This is a genomic window from Campylobacter concisus (assembly GCA_002092835.1).
GTDB classification, from domain to species: domain Bacteria; phylum Campylobacterota; class Campylobacteria; order Campylobacterales; family Campylobacteraceae; genus Campylobacter_A; species Campylobacter_A concisus_K.
This window is the reverse complement of the sequence record LVWL01000018.1, coordinates 374,747-398,307: the sequence shown is the minus strand read 5'-3', so window position 1 is coordinate 398,307 and position 23,561 is coordinate 374,747. Positions and strand designations below refer to the sequence as shown.

Below are 23,561 nucleotides of genomic sequence, written 5' to 3'. Positions count from 1 at the left end.
AAAAAATTATTTAAGTTCAACCTTAGCACCAGCTTCTTCAAGCTCTTTTTTAGCTGCCTCAGCCTCATCTTTGCTAACACCTTCTTTAAGAACAGATGGTGTTCCCTCAACTGCGTCTTTAGCTTCTTTAAGACCAAGACCAGTAAGCGCTCTAACAACTTTAATAACATTAATTTTCTTATCGCCAGAATCAACCAAGACAATGTTAAATTCTGTTTTTTCCTCTGCTGCAGCTACTGCACCGCCTGCTGCAACAGCACCACCAGCTACCATTACAGGAGCTGCGCTAACACCAAATTTCTCTTCGAACTCTTTTACAAGTTCACTAAGTTCAAGTACAGAAAGATTAGATATAAACTCTAATACATCTTCTTTAGTAATTGCCATTTTTAATCCTTATTATTTTTTTAATTTAAATTAAGCTGATTGTTCTTTTTTCTCTTTAAGCGCATTCAAACCAATTGTGAAATTTTGAATTGGTGCATTCCAAACTTGTAAAAGCATCGCAATAAGCTCATCACGGCTAGGCATTTTAGATAGAGCTTTAACTTTATCAACACTAGCAACTTCGCCATCAATATAAGCTGTTTTTATTTTGAAAAGATCAGCATTAGACTCTTCAAATTTTGCGGCTACTTTAGTTACTGCTAATTGATCTTCACTCCAAAGATAGATATTTGTATCTTTGAGTTCCATCCCGACTTTATCAGAATTTTTAAGAGCAATATTTGCAAGAGTATTTTTAATAACCTGAACTTTTACATTTTGTTCTTTAGCAGAATTTCTTAAAACTTCAAGTTTCTTTACTGAAAGACCACGATAGTCACAAACTATAATAGCTTCAGCAGTTTTAAATTCACTCTCTAATTTTGCAACAACTTCAGTTTTTTCGTTACGTGTCACTTTTTCTCCTTTCCGACCGGTAATTTCAAGCAGAGCGGGTCGAATCAATTAAGCCCAATGGCCTCGGCTATCTCCAATCTAAGATATAAATTTTAATTTTTAGTTTTATTTTAAGTCCATAACTTCTTGAGTATCAAGAGCTATAGATGGGCTCATTGTCAAAGACAACGAAGCATTTTTAACATATCTACCCTTTGCAGTTGCAGGCTTATGCTTATTGATCGCTTTAATAAATGTTGAAATATTTTCATTTAATTGTTCTTTAGTAAAATTAACTTTACCAAGGCCTGCATGTATATTTCCTTGCTTATCAACACGGAAATTTACTTGACCACTTTTTGCATTATTAACTGCTTGTGCAACATCCATTGTAACTGTACCAGTTTTTGGATTTGGCATTAATCCTTTTGGTCCCAAAATTCTACCGACCTTACCTACAAGGCCCATTAAATTTGGAGTAGCTATAAGAACATCAAAATTCATTATACCTTTTTGAATATCTTCAACCAAATCATCTGCACCAACAATATCAGCACCAGCTACTTTTGCCTCATCAGCTTTAGCATCTTTTGCAATAACAGCAACTCTTACAGTTTTACCTGTACCAGCCGGCAAAACAACTGAACCACGAACCATTTGATCAGCATGTCTTGGATCAACATTTAATTTTAATGCAATCTCAACTGTTTCATTAAATTTAGCAGAAGCCAGAGTTTTAACTGTATCAATAGCCTCACTAAGGTTATAAATTTTATCTTGCTCTACTTTTTTGAGCAAATCTTGAAATCTCTTACTAGTTTTTCCCATAAATTTCTCCGCATATATATTGCTTCCGTCTTTTGCTAATCAACCTGACGGTAAAGGCTTTAGTCTACTACTTCGACACCCATTGAGCGAGCTGAACCAGCAATAATCTTGGCTGCTTGCTCTTTATCGTTTGTATTTAAATCAACAAGTTTTTTCTCAACTATTTCTAGAACTTGAGCTTTTGTCAATTTGCCTACTTTATTTTTTAAAGGATTATCAGTTCCTTTTGTTATACCTGCAGCCTTTTTAATAAGATCTGTAGCAGGAGGCTGTTTTGTGATAAATGTAAAACTTTTATCAGCATAAACAGTTATAACAACTGGAATATTAAACCCAACCATCTCTTTTGTTCTTTCATTAAAGGCTTTACAAAATTCCATAATATTAACACCTTTTTGTCCAAGAGCTGGACCAACTGGTGGACTAGGATTTGCTTTTGTTGCAGCAATTTGTAATTTTATTTCACCTATAACTTTTTTAGCCATTTCTTGCTCCTTAAATTATCTTCTCAACTTGTGAATACAAAATATCAACAGGGGTACTTCTACCAAAAATAGAAACATTGAGTCTAAGTTTGCCATGTATCATGTCATATTCTTCAACAATACCTGTAAAGTTAGCAAAAGGACCTTCTGTTATACGAACACTCTCACCATCCTCAAAGAATATCTTAGGTTTTGGTGCAGCCCTTTTTTGAACTTTTTCCAAAATAGTATTTATATCTTTTTCAGATAATGGCGTAGGTTTTTTGGCCTCACCAATAAAACGTCCAACTTTTGGTAAAGACTGAATCCTGTGCCAAAGAGCCGTATCAAGATCTAAGCACGCAAAAGCATAACCTGGATAAAGAGTTCTTTCGTTGATTTTTTGCTTACCATTTTTTATTTCTATTACGTCTTCTGTAGGAACTATAATTTCTTTTAGTTGATCTTCTATTCCATGATCTTTTACTAAATTTTCAATTCCTCTTTTTACTGCCATTTCGCTTCCAGCGTAAGTCTGTATAGCATACCATTTATGTGACATTACTTCTTTCCTTATATCATATAACTTTAGATAAAACAAAGGACATAATAACATCAACAAGAGCTAAAAAAAGTGATACAACAGCAACTACGATAAAAACTGCAAAAAAAGCATTTCTAATTTGTTCTTTTGTAGGATAGATAACCTTCATTATTTCCAATTTAGAAAGCCTAATATAGTTTATAATTTTTTCCATAATCTTAACCTTAGTCGTGGCAGGGCAAGAGGGATTCGAACCCCCAACCATTGGATTTGGAATCCAGCGCTCTACCGTTGGAGCTATTGCCCTAATAGCTTCTTAATTAACTTTTTAATTTAACTTCTTTATGAATAGTATGTTTTTTTAATCTTGGGCAATACTTTTTAAGTTCAACTTTATCCGTAGTAGTTTTACTATTTTTAGTTGTTGTATAATTTATATCACCACTTTCGGAGCATTTTAAACCAATTTTAATTCTCATATAAGTCCTTATTAAGATATCAAAGGGATATCCTCCCTTTGACAAATTTTTATAAATTAACCAAGTATTTTTGAAACAACACCTGAACCAACAGTCCTACCACCTTCACGGATAGCGAAACGAGTGCCTTCCTCAAGTGCTACTGGAGCAATCAATTCAACAGAAATTCTCACATTATCACCTGGCATAACCATCTCTGTTCCTTCTGGAAGCGTAATTGAACCAGTAACATCAGTTGTTCTTACGTAGAATTGTGGTCTATAGTTATTAAAGAAAGGAGTATGGCGACCACCTTCTTCTTTTGTCAAGATATAGACTTCGCCTTCAAATTTTGTATGAGGGGTAATTGATTTAGGCTTGCAAAGAACCATACCACGCTCAACATCCTCTTTCTTAGTACCACGGAGAAGAACGCCAACATTATCACCAGCTTCACCTTGATCCATCTCTTTTCTAAACATTTCAACACCAGTAACTGTTGTTGTTTGAGTTGGCTTAATACCAACAATCTCAATTGTGTCACCAACTTTTATAACACCTTTTTCGATTCTACCAGTTACAACTGTACCACGACCTGAAATCGAAAAAACATCTTCTATTGGCATAAGAAGGTCTTTATCTGTTGCACGAACTGGAGTTGGGATATAGCTATCAACTGCGTCCATTAATTCCATAATTTTTGCCGACCATTCACCATCTTGACCAGCTTTTGCTTCTTCAAGAGCTTTAAGCGCTGACCCAGAAACAATAGGTGTATCATCACCCGGGAAATTATACTCATTAAGCAATTCGCGGATTTCCATTTCAACCAATTCAAGTAGCTCAGCATCATCAACCATATCAGCTTTGTTCATGAAAACAACAATGTATGGAACACCGACTTGGCGTGATAACAAAATATGCTCTCTAGTTTGTGGCATTGGGCCATCAGCTGCAGAAACAACCAGAATAGCTCCATCCATTTGCGCAGCACCTGTAATCATATTTTTTACATAGTCGGCGTGACCAGGGCAGTCAACGTGGGCATAGTGGCGTTTCTCTGTCTCGTACTCAATATGTGAAGTAGCAATTGTAATACCACGCTCTTTTTCTTCTGGAGCATTATCAATATTATCATAATCTTTTAGCTCAGCAAGTCCTTTGCGTGAAAGAACAGCAGATATTGCAGCTGTTAATGTAGTTTTACCATGATCTACGTGACCAATAGTACCTATGTTTACGTGCGGCTTGTTACGTGAAAATTTTTCTTTAGCCATCTTTTCCTCCGTATGTGATATATGTCTTTTTTCTTACCAAATTTGTATAATCATAATAAAATCATATTAACCAGTGGAGCTCATAGCGGGACTTGAACCCGCGACCTCTTCCTTACCAAGGAAGTGCTCTACCTCTGAGCCATATGAGCGAAAAACGCTTGGCAGAGATGATTCCAATTAAATAATACAAACAACTAAAAATTTTGAAAATAAAGTAAGGAATAACTGTGTTTAGTAAAATCTAGATACAGCTCCCAGTTTATTTTCCCAAATTTTGGAGCGGGAAACGGGGCTCGAACCCGCGACCCTCAGCTTGGAAGGCTGATGCTCTAGCCAACTGAGCTACTCCCGCATAACAATGGTGGTGAGACGTGGATTCGAACCACGGAAGACATAGTCAGCAGATTTACAGTCTGCCCTCGTTGGCCTCTTGAGTATCTCACCTTAAACATTAATAAACTATTTTGGTATTTTCTGGTCAAACACTGTTACAAAAATGGAGCTGGTGAACGGACTTGAACCGCCGACCCACTGCTTACAAGGCAGTAGCTCTACCAACTGAGCTACACCAGCACCTATTTTGTGAAGTGGCAATTATATATCAAAACAAGGTAAAAGTCAAGGGGAATTTAAAAAATTTTCATAAAAATTAAAATCATAAAATACAGCCATTTAAGAATACAAATTTTTACTACATTTAAATCCGTAATGCACCATTAAGTATTTATGAAATATGTATAATTTTTATGGTTTTATTTTTTTTAAAAGCTAAAATTTCTATAATTACAAAAAATATATAAGGACTTAATATGCAATTTTTACCTTGGGCGATAATTTTATTGCTAATTTACGTAATTTATTTTCTAATGATACGTTATGAGAAAAGAATATCAACTCTTAGCAAATTAATTGAACAAAATAGCGATGGCATTAAAGAAAATAGGGATTTGATTGGACAAAATAGATCACTTATTGAAAAAAATAAACATGATATCGAAAAAAATACAAAAGACATCATAACAAATGTTGAAAAAGTAGATATCGATTTGGAAGACTAAAGTTTTTGATTTCTTATCTCGGCTATTAATAAATTTGCTAGAATTTTTTTATTTAAGATTTTAGCAAATCATTTTTTATTTGAAAATTTTATATTTATTTTATTCTTCAGCCAGTAAAAGTTGTGTATGTATTTCTTTATGGGCACATGTATAAAAATTTAATAGTTTTTAAAGAAGAGTCTTAAATTTCTCACAAAAATAAATCAAGATTTTATGCGTCAAGCTGCTTCATTAAAAGCACAAGCCCTATTCTATCCTTTACATTTAGCTTACTATAAATCGAGCTTGTATGTGCTTTGACTGTTCTTAGTGTAATGCCTGTTTTTTCTGAAATTTCATTATTTGTTAGACCCTGATAGATCAAATCTGCAATTTCTCTTTCCCTTAAACTAAGCTCAGAGAGGTCAGTCCTTTTATCTGCCTTTTCACTTTCACTATTAATATATGAGCCGGTTAGCTCACTAATCATTGCCTGAACAAATTCTTGGTAAAGCCATATATTTCCATTAAAAATAGCCTCAAAAGCATCTTCAAAGTGTGTCTTTCTCATGTGAGAATTTGCATAGCCCTTGACTCCAAGCGTAAGCAGATGCTTGCCTTCGTTTATCGTTGGCCTATTTGAGAGTATGAGTATTTTTATATTTGGTGATTTTTCAATTATATTTTTTATAACATCATCAATATTATCTTTAAAAACATCAATATCAATGCCTATAATATCAACATCATCATTTATATGAGAAAAAAACTCTTTTCTATTATGTATAAATTTTACATCGCTATTGCCAGTAAAATAGCTTCTCCAAATATTGTTTAATGCACTATTTTGTGTAAATAAAATAACTTGCATTACCTTTCCTTGGATTATTTATATGATTCTTTCATAAATTTTTTTATTATTTATAAAAAATTCTACGTGACGACTTTCGCCGTTTTTGCGTATCTTGTAATCTATTGATGAGAAAAATTTAGTAACCACTGAGGATTTTTCTTCTAAAAAAATAGTCATTTCAAAAAAATCTTGTGATATAGCATATTTATAAGGAGTATTTAAATTTAAAATTCCAGGATCAAAGTCAAATTTATCCAAACTCTGGTCATAGCCTTTTATTAAAATTTTAATACTTCTTACTATATCATCATAAATTTTTAGATTTTCAAATAGCTTTTTATGTCTACTAGCAACATCTACTAATTGTAAAAATTCTATTTCACAATCACTAAATTTAAATCGTTCAATTTCATCATTAACTATATCGCAGCAATGATCATCTTTTATGAGATAGAAATTTTGTAAATTTTGAAATTTTTCGATCTCATATTCACCAAATTTCTTATCATAAAAAGCGATTTTGCCCATTACCTCTCCGTTAAGGCATTTTGCTTTGCCTTTAAAATAGGCTTTAATAAATAATCAAGTATTGTCTTTTTACCGGTAATGATATCAGCTGAGACTATCATACCAACTTTTATTCTAAGCGGTTTTTTTTCGCTACCAAGATAATTTTTCTCAGTTTCTATCCTGACCAAATAATAGCTCTCGCCAGTTTTTTCATTAGTCTCCGTATCGGCACTAATCTGCGTTACTTTGCCTTTTAAACCACCGTAAATACTAAAATCATAGGCCGTAAATTTAACCATCGTATCAAGCCCAGGCCTCAAAAATGCAACATCAGCCGGTTTTACTTTTACTTCAGCAACCAATTTATCCTCAAGAGGAACGATCTCGGCAATATTTTCACCAGGCTTGATAACTCCTGATACTGTATGAACCATCATCTTGCTGACGATACCATTTACTGGAGATCTTACATATGTTCTTTCTACTCTATCGCTTAGACTGATTTGTGATTCATTTATCCTTGCGATCTCTGCTGAAACTTCATTTAGCTCTTTTTTTGCATTGTTTTTAAAAGCAAGTTTTGCTTCTTCGATCTTATTTTTCGCTTCTTTTATAGTTGATTCAACTCTTGGCACAGCAAGAACAGCAGCATCGAGCTCGCCTCTTAGATCATTTACACGTCTTTGAAGCTGGATGTATTCAACCTCACTAACAAGACCTTTTTTAAAGATTGGCTCCATAATGGCCTTTTCTTTTAGAACAAGATTATAGCTATTTTGAGTTTGAGAAATTTTATTTTTTAGTTCGACTAATTCACTCTGGCGTTGATGAATTTGCTCTGTTAAAATTCCTATTTGCTCATTTAAGTGATCAATATTTGAATTATGCAAACTTAGCTCATATCTTATGGCTTTACTATTGTTCGCATCTCTAGCTTCGTCGTAGTCGAATTCCTGATCATTTGCCTCAGCATCAAGTCTCATAAATTTTGCTTGAAGTTCATCAAGTCTTAGTTTTGACTCGCCATAACTACTCGTAAAATTTTTATTATCTAGCCTTATTAGAATTTGATCTTTCTTGACTTCGTCACCCTCTTTTACAAAAATTTGATCGACTATACCGCCTTCAAGATTTTGTATCGCTTGGTTTTTTCCAGACGGGATGATTTTACCACTGCCTCTTGTGATCTCATCTATTTGTGCCCAAGAGGCCCAAACAAGAAGCCAAAATACAGTTATACTAACTGCATAAAGTATCTTTTTTGAAGTCGATGGAGCCTTTGCCAAAACCGCTTCTGAAAGACTTGACATAAATTTCAAATCATAAGCATCATAATTTTTTGTTTGAAGATTAGACTTTATGTCATCTACACTATTTAAAATTTTATTACTAGCTTCCTCTTGTTCTTTTATGTTATTTTCAGAAATTAATCTTTTTTCATTTTTTGGATTTTCATTTTGTTTATTCTTGATATCTTCTTGCATGATCACTTCCCACTAAGTCTTGCTAAAACTTCATCTCTTGGTCCGTCCAATAAAATTTTGCCATTGTCCATAACTATAAGTCTATCAACAAGATCTAGCATCGACATCCTATGTGTAACAAGCAGCATCGTTTTATTTGCTGTATTTGTCTTTAAATTTATTTTTAACTTATTTTCAACTGTATTATCAAGAGAATTTGTTGGCTCATCAAGCAAAATAATAGGACTATCTAGCAAAAATGCCCTAGCCACAGCTATGCTTTGACGCTGCCCACCACTTATGCCATCGCCTCTTTCAAAAACTGGCATGTCAAATCCAAGCGGATGAGCATTTACATATTCATCAACTCCGCTTACTTTAGCTGCTTTTATAATCTGAATATCATCAACATATGGTGCTTTTTGAACAATATTTTCTCTAACCGTTCCTTTAAAAAGCACAACATCTTGCGGAACGTAGCCGATGTTTCGCCTAAGATCGGCTGGATCGATTTGATTAATATCAATACCATCGATTAGTACTGAGCCTTCGGTTGGTGAGTAAAGTCCCAAAATGAGCTTTTGTAAAGTAGTTTTTCCGGAGCCATTTTTGCCTATAATGCCAACTTTTTCACCTGGCTGAATAACAAAATTTATCCTATCAAGCGAACCTTTTGTGGTATCTGGATATGTAAAACTTACATTTTTAAACTCGATCTTTCCATCAAAAGAATTTCTTCTAACAAATTTTTTACCTTCTGGCCTTTCAACAGGCATTTGCATAATCTTACTAAGACTTTGATAGGCTGTTTTTGTCTGCTCAAAATTTGCAGCTAGTGAAGCCACCTGTCCCATAGGAGCGATAGCACGAGAGCTAAGCATAACCGCAGCGATAAGACCACCCATTGTAAGATGCGTATCTTGTATCATATAGACGCCAAGAACAATGATGGCAATAGTATTTAATTGCACTAAAAAAGATGTAACAGTGGTTATCGAAGTTGTGATAATTTTTGATTTAATGCTTCTATTTGCTATTTCACCGGTTGCCTCTTCCCAGTTCCACTGTATATGTCCGCTAGCACCAAGAGTTTTGATGGTCTCAAGACTACTAAGACTCTCTATCAAAATTCCATTTTTTATAGCCGAAGCCTCAAATGTACTCTTAATAGCATTTTGAAGTGGATCTTTTATAAAAAATGTATAACACAAAATAGCTATCATAATAACAATTGGCACGAGTACGATATAGCTTCCTATAAAATAAGTAACTATCAAGAAAATGATCGCAAATGGAAGATCGACAATGGCTGCCAATGAGGCTGACGAGAAGAAATTTCTAACCGTATCAAACTCTTTTAGATTACTAGCGAATGAGCCAACAGATTTTGGTTTATTGCTAAATTTCATATCCATAACGCGCTCAAATAAAATAGAGCTCATTATGATGTCACTCTTTTTGCCAGCAATCTCAAGAAAATATGATCTTACAAATTTTAAAAAAAGATCTATGCCATAAACTACACTTACACCAAGTGCCAAGACCCAAAGTGTCTCAACCGCATTATTTGGCACGACACGGTCATATACGTTCATCGTAAAAAGCGGACTAGCAAGAACAAATAAATTTATAATAAAACTTGCAAGAACAACATCAAAATAAATCTTTTTTGAACGTTTTAGAGTTCCCCAAAACCAGTGGTCATTGCCCGCATCAATTAGCTTTGTTGAGCTAGTATCCTCTGGAACAAACTCGCGCTTTAGATAGTATGCATAGCCTAAATATTCTTCTTTTAATTTACTTATTTCTATCGTGCTAGTACCAGTTGAAAGTTCTGGCGTTATGATATTTGCTGTCTTTTTATCTTTACTAAAAGATTGCAAGATGCAAGCTTTTTTGCCTCTAAGCATTAAAATGCAAGGTAAAACTAAAGGAGAGATTTGCTCAAGATCTTTTCTTACAAGGGTAGAAGCAAAACCAGCACGAGAAGCAGCACGAGAAAATAAAGATCTTGAGCTTTTAAGTGAAAAAAGCTCAATCTCATCGCCATCTTTTACTGGCAAGCCAATAGTTAAAGCATCGGCACTGTATGGATTATTATGAAGCTTGGTAAAAATAACCAAACATTGAAGCAGTTCATCTTTTATCTTATCACTATGCATCTATCATCCAATGTTCTTAATTTCATCTATATAAATTCCTTGCATATTTTTAATGCCAAGATCGATTAACTTTTTCTTCTGCTCTTCGCCTTCAACGCCGATTGCAATCAAAATGATGTCTTTTGAACTTAAAACAACATCAAGTGATTGTTTTGTGTTTACTCCTGACTTATCACTTAAGAAGTCAATCAAAACATTTGACTGAATTTTTACATAATCAGGGTTAAATTCTTTTAGTTTCTCAATACCTTTTGCGTTAAGCTCGAAGTGGTCAAAACCAAATCCAAAGCCAAGTTCTTTTAATTTTTTAGTAAGCTTAACTATACTTTCTATGCTAATATCGTCTTTATTTGGAATTTCTATATAGTTTTTATATTTCGAAATCTGACTTATCTTTTTAAGTGTAGCTTCGAGTTTTGAAAAATTTTCATCTGAGTTTAATATCTCTTTGCCCAAATTTATGGCCAAGTTGCCACTTGGTAAGATATTCTCCGGTAAAATTCTAGCTACCCTATTTAAGATATGAAGATCAAGCATCGCGCCTAAATTTAACTCATTTACCATCGGCATGAAATATGAGGCCATACGCCATACGCCATCTTTATCAACAAGCCTCAAATAAAGCTCATACTGCTCAAAATTTGAATTAAGATCAATCACTTTTTGAGCTGCAAATTTAAATTCATCTTCTTTTATTGAGTCAAAAATAAGCTCTTTATACTTCTCTTTACCAATCACTAAAGCATTTTGATTTTCATTAAATACCTTATACGTAAAGCTTCCAGCAAGTCTTGAGCTAGCCAATGTAACGTCGGCTGAAGTAAGAAGTGTCTTGATATCAGAATTTGGTGAATACTCAACTATCGCAGCATTTACTGGATACTCGCTATCATTTAGTGCAAAATTTGCATAAAGCTTTTTAAACTCGTTCATAATTTCATCACATAGAGCCAAGAAATTTGACGAATTTCTACCATACGAAAGTACAATGAAATCATTATCGTTAAGCCTTGCAACAATCGCATTTTTATCATTATGAATTGATTTCTCTTGTAAAATTTGAGCTATTTTCATTATAACGCTTTGCCATTTTTCAAAACCAAGCGTACTTTTTAAATTTATTAGATCTTTAAAACTAACAAGTAGAGTAACACCACTTGAATATTCTTCACTTGCTAGATACTCACTAAATTTAGTTTGAAAAAATCTTCTGTTATTAGCACCGCTCATTGTATCTTTATATAAAAGCTCTTGATATTTACTGAGTGTGGCCGCCTCTCTCTCAAAAATGTCTTTTACCTTACTAACCATAGAGTTCATAGCTAGAACCATTTTTTTAAGATCGGCTGTAAATGGAATTCTTTTTTGAATAATAAATTTATTATCAAGTATGGCCTCAGCCTGATCTTGAACCTTCATAAGCGGTCTAAAAATAGCTTTTAGAGCAAAATATGCCACCACAAGAGTGACAATTATCATTAGAAGAAGAAAATTAAAAATATTTTTTGAGTTAGTATAAAGCTCATTGTAGGCAAGTGCGGTGCTACCTTGAACATAAAGCGTGCCAAATTTTGCCCAGCCAGTCATAATCTCGCTATCTGCTATTGGCGCTTCGAACTTGGCTATTTTGTAAAACCACTCGGGAATATCTTTAACAACAGTTTGTTGAGAATTTTCAATAAGAACCTTACCATCGACATCTTCAAGCTTGATAAGCTTGTATCTGCCACTGTCAAACATAGAATTTATCATTGTTTGAGCCAAGGACATGTCATCTGGATCAATAATAGGCTTTAAAGCAAGTCCAAGCGAATTTGCTGTATGTCTTGCGTTTTCACCAAGCTGGTCATTAATATATCCATTTAGGCTCTTAAAATTTAAGTAGCCAACAGCCATAAAAATCATGATACCAAAAGTTATCACGGCGATCATAATTTGTTTAAATAGCGTCATAAATCCTCTTTTCCTATCCTATCTATTAGTTCCATCCACTTAGGATTTTGTTTTTTATTTCCACCTGGTATTGCTTGACCAAGACCTTCTTGTTTTGCCAAGTATAGCGAATCACCATTAAAACTATAAACCGGAACAAGGTCTGTTCTTTGAGTTGCGATTTTTATTTTACCATTTATGTTATCTAAAATTAATGGAATAGATTTTGGTGTATCGTAGTATGCTAAAACCATATGAGCTTGATTGTATCTTAAGGCTTTAACATATGTGAAGTATAATTTTTGAGTTGGAATTCCTAGCTGCTTTAGTGTAAAATATTTTGCGATAACGTAGTCTTCGCAGTCACCAGCACCTTTTCCTATAAATTCCATTCTAGTAGCCCAATAATCCTTTTTGTGCCAAAGCTGCATATCATCAACCCATCTAAAAGAGTTAAAAAAGTCATTTACTTTTATTAATTTCTCTTGTTCAGTTGCATCTTGCAATGAAGTCATTAAAGAATTTAGAGCAGAGGCTCTTCTTCTTGCATCTTCTCCATAAATTTTAGCTACCTTTGCTATAGTTGTTGATTTTATAAAATCTCCAATAGCACTTGCTAATAATAAAAAGGACGCTTACAATAAGCGTCCAAAAATTTGTCTTGACCCTCATGGTCATTACTTTTACATTTTTATCTTAAATCGTTTTGAATGCTGCAAGCACCTTGAATGTATCTCTTGGCAAAACCTGGTTCAAAGCTATCTGAGATCATTCCCATATTATCTAATAGTCTGTATTTCGCATAAGATAGTGCTGTCTCAGTTGTAGCAATCTCTTTTAATGCAGAGTTATATTCATTTTCAGCATCAAGCAAGTTTATAAGATCACGACGACCGATTCTAAATTCATCCTGATAAGCATCAAGTGTAGCTTTAGCATATTCAACGTGTTGATTTAGATATCCCATTTTTTCTTGGTTAAGAACATAATTTTGCCATGAAAATTCCAAAGATTCTTTAAGCTCTCTTACAAGATTATCCAAAGTTTGTTGCTCTTGTTGAACAGCAAGCTGGCTTTTTTCTTTATCTAGTTTATCATTGCCTTTATTGTAAAGGTTATAGTTTAGTCTTAAAAGTGCGTCAAATGTTTGTTCTTCATAATTGTCATATAAAACATTTGAATGATCATACGCGCCAGATACAACAAGATCTAGTTTTGGCAAGAATGGCGCATTTTTCTCTTTTACAACTGATTCTGCCATAGCAATATTTGATTTTTGAACCAAAAGTGACGGATTGCAAAGAATTGCTTTGTTATAAACAGCTTCTTTTGTGCTAGGCAAAGGAAGGCTAAACTCAGGCATTACTAAATTTTTAGCTGCAACTTTTTTTCCATATAATTTCTCAAATGTAGAAAGTGCATCTTCATAGTTATTTTTAGCGGCTGTATAGTTTGATTGAGCTAGAGTATAGCGCGATCCAGCTTGTCTCTCTTCGGAAGCTACGCCATAACCTGATCTTGCTCTATCTTTAATTTGGCTATAAATTTCCTCATGACTCTTTACGTTTTCTTCTTCGATGTCTAAAATTCTCTTAGTTTGAAGAACTTGTAAGTAAGCATTTGCAGCATTTAATGTAAGTCTATCTGCAGCTTGTGCTACTGAATAAGCAGCTGAATCAAGCCTTGCGCTTTGAGAATTTATTCTATTTTTATCAGCACCACCATTGTATAAATTTTCAACTAAGGTTAGAGATGTGCCAGAAATTCTTCCATCTCCTCTTCTTGTAGAAACTCCATCATCAAGGCGTTTTTTCTCATATCCAACTCTAGCAGCAGCGTCAAGTGTTGGATAATAGGCATTTTTTGCTATTTTTAGATCTTTACCAACTTGTAGATAGTTAAATTCTGTAGCTTTTAAACTTGGATTTTCATTTAAAATAGTCTTTATAACTTGATCTAAAGTCAAAACTCCATCATCAACTTGTGCTACTGGTTTTACTTCAGTTGATATAGCTTGTTCTATATTAGATTTTTTTGTTACTTGAGTATCAGCCACAGGTGCTTTTGCTCTCATTAAAGCATCTTTATAGCCTGATTCGTTTTGAACTTTAACTAATAGACTATTAGCTTCATCCTCAGAGACTGGAGTTGTGTCAATATATAAAAATTTTCGTCCACCAACCTCATAGATACCTGTGGTCAGCCTACTATCAGAAATTTTACTATTAACTTTATTAATAGCACTGTCGATTATAGCCTGATTATCATCTTGTGCAAATGAAGCTAGAAAAATCCTATAAGGAACATCTTGAGCTGACAGTACAGTTGCTGCCAAAGCACTAATTGCTAACATCTTTTTCATAACTAAGATCCTTTTACCTTATTTTTATTATTAAGTCTATACTTAAATTTTGATACGAATTATACACCAAGAAATATTAAATGCATTTTAAATATCTTATGACAAAAAAATAATTTTTATATAGTTTTAGAAAAACGCCTTAAATTCTCAGGAATTTTCTTTAGATATTCATCAAAACACATTGCAATATTGCGTATTATTAGTGTTCCAGTTTCATTTACACTAATTTTATCTGCTGTAACATTGACAAATTCGCTTAAATTTTTAAGCTCCTCAAGCTCATCCTTAAAGTGTTCAAAGAAATTTATATGAAATTCATTCTCGATGGCTTTAATATCAAGCCCAAAATTACTCATTAAGTTCATAATCACACTCTTTCTAAGTAGATCTTCATCGTTTAGATAAATTCCCTTTGCATATGGCAATTTTCCACTATCGATCGCCTTTTCATACTCATCCATGTCTTTATGATTTTGTGCGTAGTGCCTTTTGCACTCACCGATACTTGTCACGCCTACACCAATAAGATCAGCGCCACCCTTTGTCGTATAACCTTGAAAATTTCTATGCAAAGTACCATTTGCAAGAGCACCAAAAAGCTCATCATTTGGCTTTGCGAAGTGATCCATACCTATCATTTTGTAGCCATTTTTAGTTAAAAACTCAGCTGTAAATTTTAAAATTTCAAGCTTTACTTCTGGATTTGGCAATGTGGTTTCATCAAATTTACGCATTGATTTTTTTATCCATGGCACATGAGCGTAGTTAAAGACTGCAAGCCTATCAGGATCAAGTGTGAGGGCTAGCTCAAGCGTCTTTTTAAAGCTATCTAGACTTTGATATGGAAGACCGTAGATCAGGTCCATATTGATTGATTTTATGCCCTTCTCTCTAGCCATTTTTACAGCATTTTGGGTGATCTCATAGGGCTGAATTCTATGAATTTCTTTTTGCACCTTTTCATCAAAGTCTTGTACGCCGTAGCTTATGCGGTTAAAGCCATGAGATATGAGCACATCAAGCTGCTCGTTTGTTAAAAATCTCGGATCTATCTCACAGCTTATCTCAGCCTCCTTTGAGAAATTTTTAAATTTAGATTTGATTAGTTTTATGATCTCATCAAGCTGAGCGGCATTATAAAATGTTGGTGTGCCGCCGCCAAAGTGCATCTGTAAGACCTCGGAGCTGGTGTCCAGGTAGCGAGCTAAAATTTCAAGCTCTTTTTCTATATATCTTATATATTTCTCTTTGCGGTCCTCTTTGCTCGTGTAAATGACATTACAGCCACAAAAATAACAAGCACTCCTGCAAAATGGCAGGTGCAAATAAAGCGAAAGCGGTCGATTTAGATCACGATTTTCAAGCTCTTTTATATAAGCTTCATAGCTAAATTTATCGCCAAACTCTGGTGCTGTCGGATAGCTCGTATATCTTGGCCCTGGCCTTGAATACTTCACATAAGCACTAAAATCAATCATCTGCCCTACTCCTTGCCATTTGAATCACCTCTTTTATGTCTACAAATAAATTTGGGTGCTCTTTTTTGATATTTTTTACCAGTTTGTCAAGATCAATATTAAATTGTCTACTTTTTTTATCGCTTGCGATCTTTTTGATCTCATCCATAGCAACCACCCAAACATCGCTAAAATCAACCGGAATGTTTTGCCAGATCGTCTTTTCAAGCCTTAGATCAAAATTTTCTTTTTGAGACTCTTTTAAGGCCTCGATCAAAGCTGAAAGCGATTTTACAGAGATTACCGTGTGTAAATTTTGATTTTCATCAATACCAAACCACGGCTCTTTTGAGTCCCAAGAGCCACTTTTTAAATTTAAAATATGCTCATTTGGATTTTTGGTTGAAACTATCTCAAAGATCGTTTTTTCAGGGCTACTCAGCCCAAGGTTATTGCCGATCTCATCTATCTCATCATATATATTTTTCTCTTTGCTCATCTTCTTCTCTCATCCAGCCAGACCATCACGCCTTTTTGGGCATGAAGTCTGTTTTCAGCCTCGCTAAAAATTTCATCTGCGTGCTTCTCAAAAATCGCCTCGCTCACCTCGTAGCCCCTATAAGCTGGCAAGCAGTGCAAAAATATCGCGTCTTTTTTAGCTAAGCTCATCAGATTTTCATCCACGCAGTATCCAGCAAAGTCTTTTAACCTCTTTTCTTTCTCGGCCTCTTGACCCATCGATACCCAAGTATCCGTAGTCACTACATCGGTACCATTTACCGCTTCTTTTATATCATTTGTGATAAAAATTTTCGCACCTGAAATTTTTGCGTTTTTCTCGGCTATCTTTAAAATTTCAGCGTCCGCCTCGTAGCCTTTTGGTGTGGCAACTCTTAGCTCAAGTCCTAGCTTACTTGCTAGCATGAGCCACGAGTGAGTCATGTTGTTGCCATCTCCTACGTACGCGACCTTCTCTCCTGCGCTAAATTCTAGCATCGTGAGATAATCCGCCATAAGCTGCACTGGGTGAAATTTATCACTTAAGCCATTTATAACTGGCACGCTTGAAAATTTAGCAAATTCTTCTAGCGTTTCATGCTTATCGACCCTTAGCATAGCCATGTCGCACATCCTGCTTATCACTCTAGCAGTGTCACGGATTGGCTCGCCGCGTCCTATTTGTATATCATTTTTACTTAAAAATAGCGCATACCCGCCAAGCTCATGCATGCCCACATCAAAGCTCACTCTAGTTCTAGTTGAGCTTTTTTCAAATATCATCGCAAGCTTTTGGTCCTTAAGGTATGGCTTAAATTCTCTAGCTTTCGCCTCTTTTTTTATCTTTCGAGCTAAATTTATCATCTGTAAAATTTCATCTTTACTAAAGTCATTTAGCGTCAAAAAATGCCTCATCTTAGCCCCTTAAAATTTTAGCTGCTTCTTTTGCGTGGTATGAGATTATTAAATTTGCTCCTGCTCTTTTAAAGCCAACGAGCGTCTCCATCATAACGCGATCATAGTCGATGATGCCAGCTTTTGCACCAGCTTTTAGCAGTGCATACTCGCCACTTACGTTATATACACAGATCGGAAGAAGGGTTAAATTTCTAAGCTCTCTAATGACGTCAAGATAGGCAAGTGCTGGCTTTACCATCAAGATATCAGCACCCTGAGCCTCGTCTTGCAAGCTCTCGTTGATCGCCTCCAAGCGGTTTGCACTGTCCATTTGGTAGCTCTTTCTATCGCCAAAGCTTGGTGCACTTTGCGCTACGTCACGAAATGGCCCGTAGTAGGCTGAAGCAAATTTGGTTGAGTATGCCATCACTGGTAAATTTTCAAAGCCATTGCTATCAAGTGTCTCTCTTAGCGTTGCGATGATGCCGTCCATCATGCCACTTGGCGCGATCATGTCGGCGCCATTTTGAGCGTGTATCAAGGCTTGCTTGGCTGAAATTTCAAGCGTTGCGTCGTTGTCGATGGTGTTATGCACGTGGTCAATTATGCCGCAGTGGCCATGGTCTGTATATTCGCAAAAGCAAAGATCGGTGACGACTACTAAATTTGGGAATTTATCTTTTATGGCACGAAGCGCAGTTGCGATGATGCCGTCATTACTTAGTGCGTCGCTACCAACGCTATCTTTTAGGCTTGGTATGCCAAATAAAATGATCGATTTTATGCCTAAATTTACTATCTCTTCACACTCTTTTAAAATTTCATCGATACTCATTTGATAGACGCCTGGCATCGAAGCGATCTCGTTTTTAACGCCTTTGCCCTCGACTACAAACAGTGGATAAATAAAGTCATTTACGCTAAGGCTCGTCTCTCTTATCATATCTCTTAGGGCTGGATTTATTCTCAATCTTCTAAAACGTTTAAACATATTTTTGCCTTTTCTTTGTTAAAATGCTTGATTTTTAGCTAGTTTAGCATAGTTGGAGTAAATTTAAAATGAAAATAGAAATTTCAAATGTAGCAAATCTGCCTTCAAGATTTGGGGCTTACAAGGTTCAAGCCTTCAAAGAAGGAGCTAAAGAACATTTAGCTATCTTCAAAGAACCACTAAATGAAGTCGTAAACATTAGAATTCACTCCGAATGCCTAACTGGCGATGCGATCGGAAGCCTAAAATGTGACTGCCGTGACCAGCTTGAAGCGAGCCTAAAGTATATTGAAGAAAATGGTGGCATGGTCATCTATCTTCGTCAAGAGGGCAGAAATATCGGGCTTTTAAACAAGATAAATGCTTATAGCCTCCAAGATAAGGGCCTTGACACGATAGAAGCCAATCACCAGCTAGGTTTTAAGGCTGATGAGAGGACATACGAAGTGGTTGATTTTATCCTAAATTACTACGGCATAAAAGAGGTAAATTTGCTCACAAATAACCCATTAAAACTTCACGGACTAAGCTCAGTAAAGATCGTAAAACGCGTGCCTATCGTCATCAAGCCAAATAAATTTAATGAAGGCTACTTAAAGGTCAAAAAAGAGCAAATGGGACACATCTTGTGATGAAAAATGAGCTTTGTTTGCCAGCTGAATTTGACGAAAAAGTAAAGGCTTACGCTCAAATTTTTGCTAAATTTAACAAAGTTCATAGCTTAAGCAATTATAAAGACATAAGCGAGCAGGTGCTTGATAGCATAAAGCCGCTTGAAATTTTTGATCTAAGTGCTAAAACTGCGATCGATGTTGGTAGCGGAGCTGGCTTTCCAGCGATATTTTTAGCGCTTGCGATACCTCAAACGAAGTGGCACCTTTTTGAGCCGATAGCCAAAAAGTCATCATTTCTAAGCTACGCTAAGATCGAGCTTGACATAGAAAATTTAGAAGTTCATAGCCAAAAGATCGAGCTTGCAGATAAATTTACGGCTGATCTCATCACCTCAAGGGCACTTAGCAAGACAAAAGAGCTTATAAAAATTTGCGAGGGATTTATGATGAGAGCACTAAATTTCTCATCTACAAAGGCTCAAGCGTCATGGATGAAATTTCAGGCATCAACGCGCAAATTTATAATGAAAAAAACAGAAACTACATATTTTTTAATCTCAAAAATCAAGGGGAGATACGTTGAAATACTTGCTTTTTGTAGCGATTTTGGTTGCGATTTACATCATTTTTTTTAAAAATAGAAAAAAAAGCGACAAGATAAGCAGCAGCAACTTCGAAGAGTGCAGCAAATGCGGTGTCTTTAGCGACATCGATCAAATGGTGCTAAGAGACGGAAAATACATCTGCAAAGAGTGCATAAAGGGTGAGAGATGAAAATTTTAGGCGATGAACTGATCAAATTTGAGCCACTATTTCTTTGCAAAAGCGAAGATGAAATTTCAAACGGTAGGCAAAATCTCTTTAAATTTGATAGAAATTTCATAAAAAGGGCGCTAGAAGTTGGAGCAAGCTTTAGCATCATCGCAAATGACATAAACGAAGCTATCGTCGCAAACGCGGCTGGAGCAAAATTTATTATTGCCGATATTGACACTGCAAAAGATCTAGCAAAGATTGCTGAGAGTTATCTATTTGACGCACTTATAGCTGTTTTGATAAAAGATGAAAGCGAGCTAGCACAGCTTGCAAAATTTAACATCGATGCTGCGGTCTTGTCAAGCGCTATAAAAGAATAAGGAAAGAAATGGAAATTTTTAAAACCGCTTTTTTAATGGTTACTTTAATGCTAATTTTTATCGCTGTTGGCGGATATATTGGAGGTGAGCATGGCATGATGATCGCCTTTTTGATGGCGGCTGGCATGAACTTATTTTCTTACTTTTTCAGCGACAAGCTCGTGCTAAAAAGATATAACGCCATCCCAGTCGATGAGAGCAACGCTCACGGCCTTTACGAGATCGTCTCACGCCTCACACAAAAGGCGAATTTGCCTATGCCAAAAATTTACATCATCCCAGAAGAGGTACCAAATGCCTTTGCCACGGGCAGAAACCCAAGCCATGCAGCCGTTGCAGTAACCGAGGGGCTTTTAAAAATTTTAAATGAAAACGAGATCGAGGGCGTACTAGCTCACGAGCTAAGCCACGTAAGGCACTACGACATCCTAACTGGTTCAATCGCTGCCATACTAGCTGGAGCTATCGCGATGCTTGCAAATTTTGCTAAGGTTGGTGGTATTGCTGGGCAGAGTGGCGGTTCAAGAAGAGGTGGCGGTAATGCCATCGTTATGCTAGCACTTGCTATACTCATGCCAATAGCCGCCACAATCATACAAATGGCGATCTCAAGAGAGCGCGAGTACAAGGCAGACAAGGGTGCTGCCTACCTAACAGGACATCCAGAGTGGCTTGCAAGCGCTATAAGAAAGCTTGAGAGCTACTCAAATTCTTACATCATGCAAAATGCAAGCGAACAAAGTGCTCATATGTTTATCGTAAATCCATTTGGCTCGCTAACTAACAAGCTTGGCGTACTTTTTAGAACGCACCCAAGCACTAGCGATAGGATTGCTGAGCTTGAAAAACTTGAGCAAGAGATAAAAAGAGGCATGTAGAAAATTTAGTTCTAGTAAAATTTGGGCTAAATTTCTTCTTTTTACCATCTTTTTTGGCTTTAAATTTATAAATTTACAAAAATTTTAAATTTCATGAGTGAGTAATTTAGGCTCTGATTTTAGTGGCAAACTTTTCGAAGCTTAAAATCAGTAGTCGATTCTTATGAGTAAATGGAATTTTAAATTTTGCAAAAAGATCAAAATTTTATAATCAAAAACTGAATTGTAGCCCCAAATTTCACTGCACTTTCTTGCAGTCACGATCTTCTATAGTGTACTCAAAAATCAGCTCACCATTTTCTGAATAGAAAAGCTCATCCAAGGTAACACCGATACTTAGCATATTTAAAATTTCTTTATCTTTGCAAGCAGTTCGCAGATTCTCTTTTTTGATAGCTTCGATAAATGCTAAAAGCTCTTTCTCTTCAAGCCTTTTGATTTCTTGTTTTCTTGCGTGTTTGACAGCATATCTATAGATGAGCGTATCACCTACATTTAAGATATCATTAAGTGTCAGTGTTGGCGTACAGATAAATGGGAGCTTTTTTTTGTAGTAAGTTGCGTGATTTTTCGCTGCCATATCTGGCGTAAGAGCCAGGGCAAGCGAGCAAAAAAATAGTAAAAAAAGGACTATTCGCAACTGCTTTTATCCAAATTTATATCAAAAAAATGCCTACCCTCAAAGCCATAGCTACCACTTAGTGTGATGCCACGATTTAGCACAGCTCTAGCCATACCTGAGTTACAAAGCGCATCTTTTCCATTTTTATAAAACTCATCTTTTAAAGCTAAAATTTGAGCTTTGTTGTAGCCTTTTATCCTCTTTGTCTTAGTCTCGTTTAAGACAAACTCGCCATGTATGTTTAGCCCGCTACTACTCACATCTTTTAGCGTAATCATCTCATCGACCCTGCTTGGTAAATTTGGCTTTGCAGTTTGGACGACAAAGACTGGGATCTGCTTAGTATCAAGCTGATTTAATATCTGCTCATAAATTTTAAACTCGCTCTCTTGTACGCCAAAAGCAAGGCTAGCAAGAGCTAATAAAACGATCTTTTTCACATATTTCCTTTATATAAATTTCCTAGTGATGTTTGGCGAGAGCTTTACTAAAATGTCATAACTTATCGTATTAAAAAATTTTGCCCAAATATTTGCATTCTCAAGCACACAGACCCACTCACCACTATCTTTACAGCTAAAGCTATCCATCGAAATTTTACCAAGTACTAGCTCGCCATTTGCAAGTCTTAGCTCGCCAAGTCCGTTGTATCTTAGCAATCCATCGCCATATCCAAGATCATAAGTGGCTACATTTATATCTTCTTTTGCGCTAAATTTAGCACCATATCCAACACTTTGACCACTTTTTAAAATACGCTTGCTAACTCTTCTTGCCCATAGTGAAAGTACTGGCTTTAAGTCCAAACTATCACCAAACTGAGTGTATCCATACTGAGCGATGCCAACACGCACCATATCATCATCGATTTTGCTTGCTCTTTCAAGCGCAGCTGAGTTGTGAGAGTGAAAGATCGGTTTTTTTATACCAAACTCATCGCAAAGAGCCAAAATTTTCTCTTTTGCAGCCCTAAAATTTTCCCTTTGCACAAAATAATCAGCATTTAGCTCATCACTTGCACGAAAATGCGTATAAGCTCCAAGAAGCTCTAAATTCCTTCTTGTTAAAATTTCAAACGCACAATCAAGCTCGCTTATATCAAGCCCATTTCTATGCATACCAGTGTCAATTGCAAGGTTGATTTTTGAGCCATCTTTTATCTTTAAAAGTGCCTCTATATCATTTATCGCATAAATAAATTTACTACTTTCATTTCCGGTTGGGATATGTGAGAGAATGAGAATATTTTCAAATATGTCAGAAATTTCATCTGCTTCAAACTCACTTTTTACAGCACAAATTTCTATGCCAAATTTTTTAGCTTCATTTGCAATAAGCCTTGCGCCATGGCCATAAGCATTGTCTTTTAATACAATTATTACTTTCTCTTTGCCACCGGCTTTAGCACAAATTTGAGTGAGGTTATGGATATATGAAGCTTTATTCAGGCGTATTTCAGACATTAAAATTCACATTAAAAGCAGCATAAACATCCGGTAAAAGTTTTCTTACGTTATAGTCAAATGCATAAAATTTAGCGTAAATTTCTTTCAGATCAGCCTCTTTTACTTTGCTAAAATCAAAAACATCAGTGCCATTTTTCTTTGGAACTTGGCGATCAAGCTCAGCAAAAAAAGCAGCTCTTGCCTCTAAAATTTTCTCGATTTTTTCTTTTACTTCTTGAGATTTTTCCACT

27 protein-coding genes, 5 tRNA genes and 2 pseudogenes are annotated in these 23,561 nt (G+C 35.5%); 6 read left to right on the top strand and 28 right to left on the bottom strand.

The features are described from left to right. Nucleotides 1-6: 6 nt before the first annotated feature. From A3835_03850 to A3835_03790, 13 genes are all read right to left on the bottom strand, one after another. A complete protein-coding gene (locus tag A3835_03850; protein ID ORI08662.1) occupies nucleotides 7-387 on the bottom strand; it encodes a 50S ribosomal protein L7/L12 in 381 nt (126 codons plus the stop codon). Between the two features lie 30 nt (nucleotides 388-417). Further along, a complete protein-coding gene (locus tag A3835_03845) occupies nucleotides 418-903 on the bottom strand; it encodes a 50S ribosomal protein L10 (protein ID ORI08661.1) in 486 nt (161 codons plus the stop codon). Between the two features lie 105 nt (nucleotides 904-1,008). Continuing rightward, a complete protein-coding gene (locus A3835_03840) occupies nucleotides 1,009-1,710 on the bottom strand; it encodes a 50S ribosomal protein L1 (GenBank protein ORI08660.1) in 702 nt (233 codons plus the stop codon). Nucleotides 1,711-1,769: 59 nt separating this feature from the next. Further along, on the bottom strand, nucleotides 1,770-2,195 hold the full coding sequence (locus A3835_03835; protein ORI08659.1) for a 50S ribosomal protein L11: 426 nt from the start codon (nucleotides 2,193-2,195) through the stop codon (nucleotides 1,770-1,772). Between the two features lie 10 nt (nucleotides 2,196-2,205). Further along, nucleotides 2,206-2,736 carry a transcription termination/antitermination protein NusG gene (locus A3835_03830; protein ORI08658.1) on the bottom strand — a complete coding sequence of 177 codons (531 nt, stop codon included), beginning with the start codon at nucleotides 2,734-2,736 and terminating at the stop codon, nucleotides 2,206-2,208. Between the two features lie 16 nt (nucleotides 2,737-2,752). Continuing rightward, nucleotides 2,753-2,932, bottom strand: a complete 180-nt coding sequence (locus tag A3835_03825) for a preprotein translocase subunit SecE (protein ORI08657.1) — start codon at nucleotides 2,930-2,932, stop codon at nucleotides 2,753-2,755. A 17-nt stretch (nucleotides 2,933-2,949) separates the two neighbouring features. After that, nucleotides 2,950-3,025: transfer RNA gene (locus A3835_03820), tRNA-Trp, on the bottom strand. A gap of 13 nt (nucleotides 3,026-3,038) precedes the next feature. Further along, nucleotides 3,039-3,197, bottom strand: coding sequence for a 50S ribosomal protein L33 (locus tag A3835_03815; protein ORI08656.1), 159 nt, complete (start codon nucleotides 3,195-3,197; stop codon nucleotides 3,039-3,041). 56 nt (nucleotides 3,198-3,253) lie between these two features. After that, nucleotides 3,254-4,453, bottom strand: coding sequence for an elongation factor Tu (tuf, locus tag A3835_03810; GenBank protein ORI08655.1), 1,200 nt, complete (start codon nucleotides 4,451-4,453; stop codon nucleotides 3,254-3,256). A gap of 74 nt (nucleotides 4,454-4,527) precedes the next feature. Then, a tRNA-Thr gene (locus A3835_03805) sits at nucleotides 4,528-4,602 on the bottom strand. A 126-nt stretch (nucleotides 4,603-4,728) separates the two neighbouring features. Then, nucleotides 4,729-4,805: transfer RNA gene (locus A3835_03800), tRNA-Gly, on the bottom strand. Nucleotides 4,806-4,812: 7 nt separating this feature from the next. Continuing rightward, nucleotides 4,813-4,897 (bottom strand) — tRNA-Tyr (locus A3835_03795). Nucleotides 4,898-4,950: 53 nt separating this feature from the next. Beyond that, nucleotides 4,951-5,026: transfer RNA gene (locus A3835_03790), tRNA-Thr, on the bottom strand. 236 nt (nucleotides 5,027-5,262) lie between these two features. On the opposite strand from A3835_03790, the gene A3835_03785 reads away from it, so the two are divergent. Beyond that, nucleotides 5,263-5,511: a flagellar biosynthesis protein gene (locus A3835_03785; GenBank protein ORI08654.1), complete on the top strand. Its 249-nt coding sequence runs from the start codon at nucleotides 5,263-5,265 to the stop codon at nucleotides 5,509-5,511. Nucleotides 5,512-5,722: 211 nt separating this feature from the next. Here A3835_03785 and A3835_03780 read toward each other — a convergent pair whose 3' ends face one another. From A3835_03780 to A3835_03730, 11 genes and pseudogenes are all read right to left on the bottom strand, one after another. After that, complete coding sequence (locus A3835_03780; protein ID ORI08653.1) at nucleotides 5,723-6,361, bottom strand: helix-turn-helix transcriptional regulator; 639 nt, start codon at nucleotides 6,359-6,361, stop codon at nucleotides 5,723-5,725. Nucleotides 6,362-6,379: 18 nt separating this feature from the next. Beyond that, nucleotides 6,380-6,871, bottom strand: a complete 492-nt coding sequence (locus A3835_03775) for a hypothetical protein (protein ID ORI08652.1) — start codon at nucleotides 6,869-6,871, stop codon at nucleotides 6,380-6,382. After that, complete coding sequence (locus tag A3835_03770; GenBank protein ORI08651.1) at nucleotides 6,871-8,337, bottom strand: hemolysin secretion protein D; 1,467 nt, start codon at nucleotides 8,335-8,337, stop codon at nucleotides 6,871-6,873. The genes A3835_03775 and A3835_03770 overlap by 1 nt, the downstream gene beginning before the upstream one ends. A gap of 2 nt (nucleotides 8,338-8,339) precedes the next feature. Next, nucleotides 8,340-10,478, bottom strand: coding sequence for an ABC transporter (locus A3835_03765; protein ID ORI08650.1), 2,139 nt, complete (start codon nucleotides 10,476-10,478; stop codon nucleotides 8,340-8,342). 3 nt (nucleotides 10,479-10,481) lie between these two features. Then, nucleotides 10,482-12,431: a diguanylate cyclase gene (locus tag A3835_03760; protein ORI08649.1), complete on the bottom strand. Its 1,950-nt coding sequence runs from the start codon at nucleotides 12,429-12,431 to the stop codon at nucleotides 10,482-10,484. Then, nucleotides 12,428-13,018: pseudogene (locus A3835_03755) on the bottom strand (transglutaminase). Before A3835_03755 ends, A3835_03760 begins: the two are co-directional and overlap by 4 nt. An 83-nt stretch (nucleotides 13,019-13,101) precedes the next feature. Next, entirely contained in the window at nucleotides 13,102-14,772 is a 1,671-nt protein-coding gene (locus tag A3835_03750) for a long-chain fatty acid--CoA ligase (protein ID ORI08648.1), read from the bottom strand. A 116-nt stretch (nucleotides 14,773-14,888) separates the two neighbouring features. Then, nucleotides 14,889-16,250 carry a coproporphyrinogen III oxidase gene (locus tag A3835_03745; GenBank protein ORI08647.1) on the bottom strand — a complete coding sequence of 454 codons (1,362 nt, stop codon included), beginning with the start codon at nucleotides 16,248-16,250 and terminating at the stop codon, nucleotides 14,889-14,891. Continuing rightward, on the bottom strand, nucleotides 16,243-16,728 hold the full coding sequence (locus A3835_03740; GenBank protein ID ORI08646.1) for a hypothetical protein: 486 nt from the start codon (nucleotides 16,726-16,728) through the stop codon (nucleotides 16,243-16,245). The genes A3835_03745 and A3835_03740 overlap by 8 nt, the downstream gene beginning before the upstream one ends. Further along, nucleotides 16,725-17,642, bottom strand: a complete 918-nt coding sequence (locus A3835_03735; protein ORI08645.1) for an ornithine carbamoyltransferase — start codon at nucleotides 17,640-17,642, stop codon at nucleotides 16,725-16,727. Before A3835_03735 ends, A3835_03740 begins: the two co-directional genes overlap by 4 nt. 1 nt (nucleotide 17,643) lies before the next feature. Beyond that, on the bottom strand, nucleotides 17,644-18,615 hold the full coding sequence (locus A3835_03730; GenBank protein ID ORI08644.1) for a delta-aminolevulinic acid dehydratase: 972 nt from the start codon (nucleotides 18,613-18,615) through the stop codon (nucleotides 17,644-17,646). Nucleotides 18,616-18,683: 68 nt separating this feature from the next. Between A3835_03730 and A3835_03725 the strand changes: the two genes are divergently transcribed. The 5 genes and pseudogenes from A3835_03725 to A3835_03705 all read left to right on the top strand — a co-directional run bounded on the left by A3835_03725 (nucleotide 18,684) and on the right by A3835_03705 (nucleotide 21,243). After that, nucleotides 18,684-19,247, top strand: coding sequence for a GTP cyclohydrolase II (locus A3835_03725; protein ID ORI08643.1), 564 nt, complete (start codon nucleotides 18,684-18,686; stop codon nucleotides 19,245-19,247). Then, a pseudogene (locus tag A3835_03720) lies at nucleotides 19,247-19,812 on the top strand (16S rRNA (guanine(527)-N(7))-methyltransferase RsmG). The gene A3835_03725 and the pseudogene A3835_03720 overlap by 1 nt, the downstream one beginning before the upstream one ends. Further along, nucleotides 19,809-20,003 carry a hypothetical protein gene (locus A3835_03715; GenBank protein ID ORI08642.1) on the top strand — a complete coding sequence of 65 codons (195 nt, stop codon included), beginning with the start codon at nucleotides 19,809-19,811 and terminating at the stop codon, nucleotides 20,001-20,003. Before A3835_03720 ends, A3835_03715 begins: the two are co-directional and overlap by 4 nt. Continuing rightward, nucleotides 20,000-20,365: a hypothetical protein gene (locus A3835_03710; GenBank protein ID ORI08641.1), complete on the top strand. Its 366-nt coding sequence runs from the start codon at nucleotides 20,000-20,002 to the stop codon at nucleotides 20,363-20,365. The genes A3835_03715 and A3835_03710 overlap by 4 nt, the downstream gene beginning before the upstream one ends. An 8-nt stretch (nucleotides 20,366-20,373) precedes the next feature. Next, on the top strand, nucleotides 20,374-21,243 hold the full coding sequence (locus A3835_03705; GenBank protein ORI08640.1) for a protease: 870 nt from the start codon (nucleotides 20,374-20,376) through the stop codon (nucleotides 21,241-21,243). 238 nt (nucleotides 21,244-21,481) lie between these two features. On the opposite strand, the gene A3835_03700 is transcribed toward A3835_03705, so the two are convergent. The 4 genes from A3835_03700 to A3835_03685 are packed head-to-tail and all read right to left on the bottom strand — an operon-like array spanning nucleotide 21,482 to nucleotide 23,560. Then, entirely contained in the window at nucleotides 21,482-21,883 is a 402-nt protein-coding gene (locus tag A3835_03700) for a flagellar protein FlaH (GenBank protein ORI08639.1), read from the bottom strand. Next, nucleotides 21,874-22,305, bottom strand: a complete 432-nt coding sequence (locus A3835_03695; protein ID ORI08638.1) for a peptide deformylase — start codon at nucleotides 22,303-22,305, stop codon at nucleotides 21,874-21,876. Before A3835_03695 ends, A3835_03700 begins: the two co-directional genes overlap by 10 nt. Before the next feature lie 9 nt (nucleotides 22,306-22,314). After that, a complete protein-coding gene (locus A3835_03690) occupies nucleotides 22,315-23,328 on the bottom strand; it encodes an alanine racemase (GenBank protein ID ORI08637.1) in 1,014 nt (337 codons plus the stop codon). Then, the gene (locus A3835_03685) at nucleotides 23,321-23,560 is read right to left on the bottom strand and encodes a hypothetical protein (protein ORI08636.1); all 240 of its coding nucleotides are present in this window, start codon (nucleotides 23,558-23,560) and stop codon (nucleotides 23,321-23,323) included. Before A3835_03685 ends, A3835_03690 begins: the two co-directional genes overlap by 8 nt. Between the last annotated feature and the right edge of the window lies 1 nt (nucleotide 23,561).

What these genes read in the sequence shown, in the direction of transcription:
- A3835_03850 (ORI08662.1), bottom strand. Translation starts at nt 387, where the DNA reads ATGGCAATTACTAAAGAAGATGTATTAGAGTTTATATCTAATCTTTCT.
- A3835_03840 (ORI08660.1), bottom strand. Translation starts at nt 1,710, where the DNA reads ATGGGAAAAACTAGTAAGAGATTTCAAGATTTGCTCAAAAAAGTAGAG.
- A3835_03835 (ORI08659.1), bottom strand. Translation starts at nt 2,195, where the DNA reads ATGGCTAAAAAAGTTATAGGTGAAATAAAATTACAAATTGCTGCAACA.
- A3835_03830 (ORI08658.1), bottom strand. Translation starts at nt 2,736, where the DNA reads ATGTCACATAAATGGTATGCTATACAGACTTACGCTGGAAGCGAAATG.
- A3835_03825 (ORI08657.1), bottom strand. Translation starts at nt 2,932, where the DNA reads ATGGAAAAAATTATAAACTATATTAGGCTTTCTAAATTGGAAATAATG.
- A3835_03815 (ORI08656.1), bottom strand. Translation starts at nt 3,197, where the DNA reads ATGAGAATTAAAATTGGTTTAAAATGCTCCGAAAGTGGTGATATAAAT.
- tuf (ORI08655.1), bottom strand. Translation starts at nt 4,453, where the DNA reads ATGGCTAAAGAAAAATTTTCACGTAACAAGCCGCACGTAAACATAGGT.
- A3835_03785 (ORI08654.1), top strand. Translation starts at nt 5,263, where the DNA reads ATGCAATTTTTACCTTGGGCGATAATTTTATTGCTAATTTACGTAATT.
- A3835_03780 (ORI08653.1), bottom strand. Translation starts at nt 6,361, where the DNA reads ATGCAAGTTATTTTATTTACACAAAATAGTGCATTAAACAATATTTGG.
- A3835_03775 (ORI08652.1), bottom strand. Translation starts at nt 6,871, where the DNA reads ATGGGCAAAATCGCTTTTTATGATAAGAAATTTGGTGAATATGAGATC.
- A3835_03770 (ORI08651.1), bottom strand. Translation starts at nt 8,337, where the DNA reads ATGCAAGAAGATATCAAGAATAAACAAAATGAAAATCCAAAAAATGAA.
- A3835_03765 (ORI08650.1), bottom strand. Translation starts at nt 10,478, where the DNA reads ATGCATAGTGATAAGATAAAAGATGAACTGCTTCAATGTTTGGTTATT.
- A3835_03760 (ORI08649.1), bottom strand. Translation starts at nt 12,431, where the DNA reads ATGACGCTATTTAAACAAATTATGATCGCCGTGATAACTTTTGGTATC.
- A3835_03750 (ORI08648.1), bottom strand. Translation starts at nt 14,772, where the DNA reads ATGAAAAAGATGTTAGCAATTAGTGCTTTGGCAGCAACTGTACTGTCA.
- A3835_03745 (ORI08647.1), bottom strand. Translation starts at nt 16,250, where the DNA reads ATGATTGATTTTAGTGCTTATGTGAAGTATTCAAGGCCAGGGCCAAGA.
- A3835_03740 (ORI08646.1), bottom strand. Translation starts at nt 16,728, where the DNA reads ATGAGCAAAGAGAAAAATATATATGATGAGATAGATGAGATCGGCAAT.
- A3835_03735 (ORI08645.1), bottom strand. Translation starts at nt 17,642, where the DNA reads ATGAGGCATTTTTTGACGCTAAATGACTTTAGTAAAGATGAAATTTTA.
- A3835_03730 (ORI08644.1), bottom strand. Translation starts at nt 18,615, where the DNA reads ATGTTTAAACGTTTTAGAAGATTGAGAATAAATCCAGCCCTAAGAGAT.
- A3835_03725 (ORI08643.1), top strand. Translation starts at nt 18,684, where the DNA reads ATGAAAATAGAAATTTCAAATGTAGCAAATCTGCCTTCAAGATTTGGG.
- A3835_03710 (ORI08641.1), top strand. Translation starts at nt 20,000, where the DNA reads ATGAAAATTTTAGGCGATGAACTGATCAAATTTGAGCCACTATTTCTT.
- A3835_03705 (ORI08640.1), top strand. Translation starts at nt 20,374, where the DNA reads ATGGAAATTTTTAAAACCGCTTTTTTAATGGTTACTTTAATGCTAATT.
- A3835_03690 (ORI08637.1), bottom strand. Translation starts at nt 23,328, where the DNA reads ATGTCTGAAATACGCCTGAATAAAGCTTCATATATCCATAACCTCACT.